Below are 4626 nucleotides of genomic sequence, written 5' to 3'. Positions count from 1 at the left end.
TTGAAGGGTATACCGGAAAAAGTGTGCATTTTTTGGGATTTCAAGAGATGGCAAAGAAATTTTCAAATCTCCTCCTGACTCCTGACTCCTGACTCCTGACTCCTATGCCCTCACGGAAAGACTTTCTCAGCAACCCCTATCTAATTAAGGGATGCTGAAAAAGTCCTGCGTCCACATATCAATAGCGATCGCTCAAGTAAATTACCACTTTTTGATTTCTGCACCAAACCGATTTCAATTCCTCCCATCCTGATCCTAAGACCTAAAACCCATCAGACTGCTGAAAAATTTCAAACAAGTAAATAAATAGACATATATGCAAGTAATATAACTTATTACAGGTGTTAATAAAACGTCGGGATTTGTATGTATTTTATTTGACGGATATTTTGATTAATCGTGAGATAGAAAAACCCAGTAAAAAGTTGATATTGGGTTATTTTTGGCTATATACCGGCATTTATAGAGATTTAAGAGCAGTCTTTATTTAAAGTCCCCCTTATTTAAAGCTACAAAAAATCATTTCTCCCTATTCCGGAGAGAGGAAGAAATTTGAGAAAAGGTGAGTAACAACTGATCTAATAGATTTCTCAGTAAGGAACTTATGACAGAACAAATCACCAGAAAATTATTGCAAGGTCGCTACCAAATTATTCAAAGCCTTAGTGCAGGTGTATTTGGGCAAACTTATATTGCCGAAGATACCAAAGATGTTGATTACCCAGAAAAACCCAGATACGTTGTTAAACAGCTAAAAGTCAACCACTATCAATCTAATTCCTACTTTGACTACCTCAGACTAAGTTTTCTGACCGAAACCGAAACCCTGAAGCATTTAGGAGAACATGACCAAATTCCTAAACTGATCACCTGCTTTGAAGAAAATGAACAGTTTTATTTAGTACAGGAATATATTTACGGACAACCCTTATCCGTAGAATTAAAGATAAATAAAAACAAGGGACAGAAGTGGAGTACCACCCAAGCGATGACATTTCTCGAAGATGCATTAAATATCCTCGAATTTGTCCATTCTCAAGGTTTTATTCACTGTGATATCAAACCAGAAAATTTAATCAGACGTTCTAGTGATGATAAATTAGTGCTAATAGATTTTGGTTCAATTCAACCCATTGATTTTAGCACTGATGCCGAATTACCTATTTCCCAGATTCCCGTGACTTCATTGGGTTACATTCCACCAGAACAATTTTTAGGACAAATACAACCCAATAGTGACATTTATGCTTTGGGAATGATTGTACTCCAAGGTTTAACAGGATTAACACCACTGCAATTAAAAATTGACTCTGCTAATAATGAAATTCCTTGGACTTGTGAAGATACGATCATTGACGAATATCTGGCTGTTTTTATCAGCCAAATGATTCGCTATAATTATCAGGAAAGATTTCAATCTGCCAGCGAAGCACTATGGGTATTTAAACACATAACATGGAAGCATCGGGCATCTGCAATTGCGACTTCAAAGTTTCCCATTACTACCAAAAAAGCTGTTGCAGATAAAAATAAAAAATTAGATCCATTATTAGCAGGAATGAAATGGGGAATCACCATTAATTCTTTGGTAGTTGGTTTGGGAGTTTATGCTTTAGCTAATAGTTATCAAGCTAATTCAGAAACAGCAACTTTATCTGAAGCAATCACAGAATATCAAACCGGTAATTTAGAAAAAGCAATTAGTTTAGCCAAAACAATTCCCTCCTATAGCAACGTCTATCCAGAAGCTCAAGAGACAATTGCAGAATGGCAAAAGCAATGGCACAATGATACTAAAAATTATTTAGTAGCTGAACAAGCATTAGATGAAGGTAATTTGTTAGATGCCATGCACGCTGTTACGCAAATTCCCTACACTTCCTATTGGCGTTCTAAACGAGAACAACTAATTGAAAAAACAGAAACTAACCTAGAAGCAAAAACACAAACTTTATTAAATAAAGCTTACGCCAGCGCAGACAAGAAAGATTTTTCGGCTGCTTTAGAATATCTGCGCCAAATTCCTCCAGAAAGTTCTGCTGGTGCTATAGTGCAACAAAAATTAGCTGAATACAATCAGAAAAGGCAAATTAGAGCCGAATATTTTTTACATTCAGCTTATCATAAAGCTTTAAGGAAAGACTTTGCTGGTGCAATCAAATTCTTGGAAAAAATTCCTGAAGATACTGATGCTTATGCTCAAGCTCAAATCAAAATCCAGGAGTATAAGGAAAAGCAACTATTCAGCATCCCCTAAGTAGGTAGGCGTTAAAAATGGTCGTTATGGCAAGCCAGAAGGCAGGAGGCAGAAAGCAGGAGGGAAGAGACTTTTAGGTAACTTTACTTTTCGTTACATACTGCGGTTTTTTTGTGCCTTTCTACTTATTTAATTTTCAGGTGTCGAGGGGTTTTCATTAATTAGACATTGGCAAAATAGGTACAACAATTGGGAGAGATTTGTCGGGTTGGATTTGATTTTCTGCCTGTTTGCGGGCTTCTATTGCTTGTTGGTAATCGGGCTTATATTTAATAGCTTGATCATAGGATTTTATCGCTTCTTGATATCGTTGTAAATTGAATAACGCATTGCCCATGCTGTACCAACTTTCATAGTGGTTTTTTTTGTACGTAACTGCTTTATTATAGGATGCAAAAGCATCTTCATATCTCTGTAACTTATATTGTGAATTTCCTAAATTATACCATGCTTGATAATCATTTGCTTTCAAAGAAATTGCTTTTTGATAAGCATCGATCGCTTCTGTATAACGTTGACTTTGATGTAGTGACCATCCCAAAGTATACCAAGCTTGATAATTACTAGGATGATATTTAATCACTTCCTTAAATGAGTCAATTGCTTCAGCATATCTTCTTAATGTCACTAAAATATTACCTCTAGAAAACCAAGATCGGTAATGACTGGGTTGATATTGCACGACTTGACTATAGGCTTTTAAAGCATCTTCATAGCGGTTTAAATTTACTAGGGAATTACCCAAATTATATAAAGCTGCTGTATAGTCTGGTTTTAGTTCTACTGCTTGTGTATAAGCTGTAATTGCATCATTATATTGTTTGATATTTTGTAAAGATAAACCTTTTTTATACCAAGATTCATAATTATCGGATTGCAATTCAATTGCTTGATCATAAGACTTAATAGCATTATCATATTGTTTTAAATTTCTGAAAGCATCACCTTTAGCATTCCACACTGCTGGATAATCATCTTTCATTTGTAAGGCTTTATCAAAAGCAGAAATTGCTTCTGTATATCGCTGTAAACTTGATAAGGCAAAACCTCTACCAATCCAAGCTTCTAAATAATCAGGTTGAATTTGAATTGCTTTGTCATAAGCTTTGATTGCTTGTTGATATTTTTTCAATTCAAATAATGCTTTACCTTGACCATACCATCCTGGAAAATAATCAGGTTTGATATTTACTGCTTTTTCATAATTTGCCAGTGCATCTTCATATCTTTGGAGTTGTAAAAGTGTATTCCCTTGGTTATATAAATCAACTGCGTTATGAGTATTGATTTTATTAAAGATATATATTGATGCAATTCCCCCTAAACTTAATAAAAATATTCCTGATACTAATTTGAACAATAGAAATTTTTTAGATGGTTGAGGTTTGATATGATTAACTGGCGCAGGAGGACTAAAAACTATTGTTCCAGAGAGAGGTTTAACTAATTCTTGCAGTGCTTGTAATGCTACCGTTGCTGAAGCATAACGTTGACGAAAATCATAACAAATCATTTTATCTATAAATTCTGCAAATTCTGGCGTGACAGTGGTATGATTCCGCCAAATAATTTCATTAGTATCTGCATCTCTTTCTAATTGCTGAGGTAATAAACCAGTCATTGCTTGAATAGCAATAATTCCCAAAGCATAGATATCACTACTTAATTTTGGTGTACCTTGGGCTTGTTCTCCAGGCATATAACCAGGTGTGCCAATAGCAACAGTAGCGGGAGTTTGACCAGAAGGTATAATGACTTGGGTGGTAATTTCTTTAACTGCCCCAAAATCAATTAAAATTAGTTTACTATCTTGATCACGTCTGAGGATATTGCGGGGATTAACATCACGGTGAATTACCTTTTGTTGATGTACAAAGTCTAAAATTTCCAAAATTTCTTGTAATAGAGAAATTACCTGATCTTGAGTGAGGGTTTTTCCTGGTAATAACTCTTGGGAGAGATCATGACTGGGAATAAATTCTTGAACAAGGTAAAATTCGGCATTTTCCTCAAAGTATGCTAAAAGTTGGGGAATGTGATCATGAGTACCTAACTTGTACAAAACCTGCGCTTCGGTATCAAATAAACGTCTGGCTATTTCTAAAGTTGCAGCGTTACTAGACTGAGGCTTGAGTTTTTTGACAACACACTGAGGAGAACCAGGTAAGTGAGTATCAGAAGCAACATAAGTTTCTCCAAATCCCCCTCCTCCCAGATGGCGGATAATCTGGTATCTTCCTACAAGTGTGTTTCCTATCATCTCGGTTGCTAAGTTGAGTGTAATATTACTTCATTACAATATTGCCACAGGTAACTGGTGACTGGTGACTGGGGACTGGGGACTGGGGACTGGTGACTGGGGACTGGGG

2 protein-coding genes are annotated in these 4626 nt (G+C 35.8%); one reads left to right on the top strand and one right to left on the bottom strand.

The features are described 5' to 3' along the window. Positions 1-604: 604 nt before the first annotated feature. The gene (locus tag PN497_RS23880; RefSeq protein ID WP_096568690.1) at positions 605-2257 is read left to right on the top strand and encodes a serine/threonine-protein kinase; all 1653 of its coding nucleotides are present in this window, start codon (positions 605-607) and stop codon (positions 2255-2257) included. Positions 2258-2414: 157 nt separating this feature from the next. Here the strand turns inward: PN497_RS23880 and PN497_RS23875 are convergent, their stop codons facing one another. Continuing rightward, complete coding sequence (locus PN497_RS23875) at positions 2415-4517, bottom strand: serine/threonine-protein kinase (protein ID WP_096568693.1); 2103 nt, start codon at positions 4515-4517, stop codon at positions 2415-2417. Between the last annotated feature and the right edge of the window lie 109 nt (positions 4518-4626).

Source organism: Sphaerospermopsis kisseleviana CS-549, assembly GCF_028329225.1.
Classification (GTDB): domain Bacteria; phylum Cyanobacteriota; class Cyanobacteriia; order Cyanobacteriales; family Nostocaceae; genus Sphaerospermopsis; species Sphaerospermopsis kisseleviana.
The sequence above is the reverse complement of the archived record's forward strand: the minus strand, read 5'-3'. Positions and strand labels throughout refer to the sequence as shown.

Excerpts from the sequence above, each read along its gene's own strand:
- PN497_RS23880 (WP_096568690.1), top strand. The coding sequence starts at position 605 with ATGACAGAACAAATCACCAGAAAATTATTGCAAGGTCGCTACCAAATT.
- PN497_RS23875 (WP_096568693.1), bottom strand. The coding sequence starts at position 4,517 with ATGATAGGAAACACACTTGTAGGAAGATACCAGATTATCCGCCATCTG.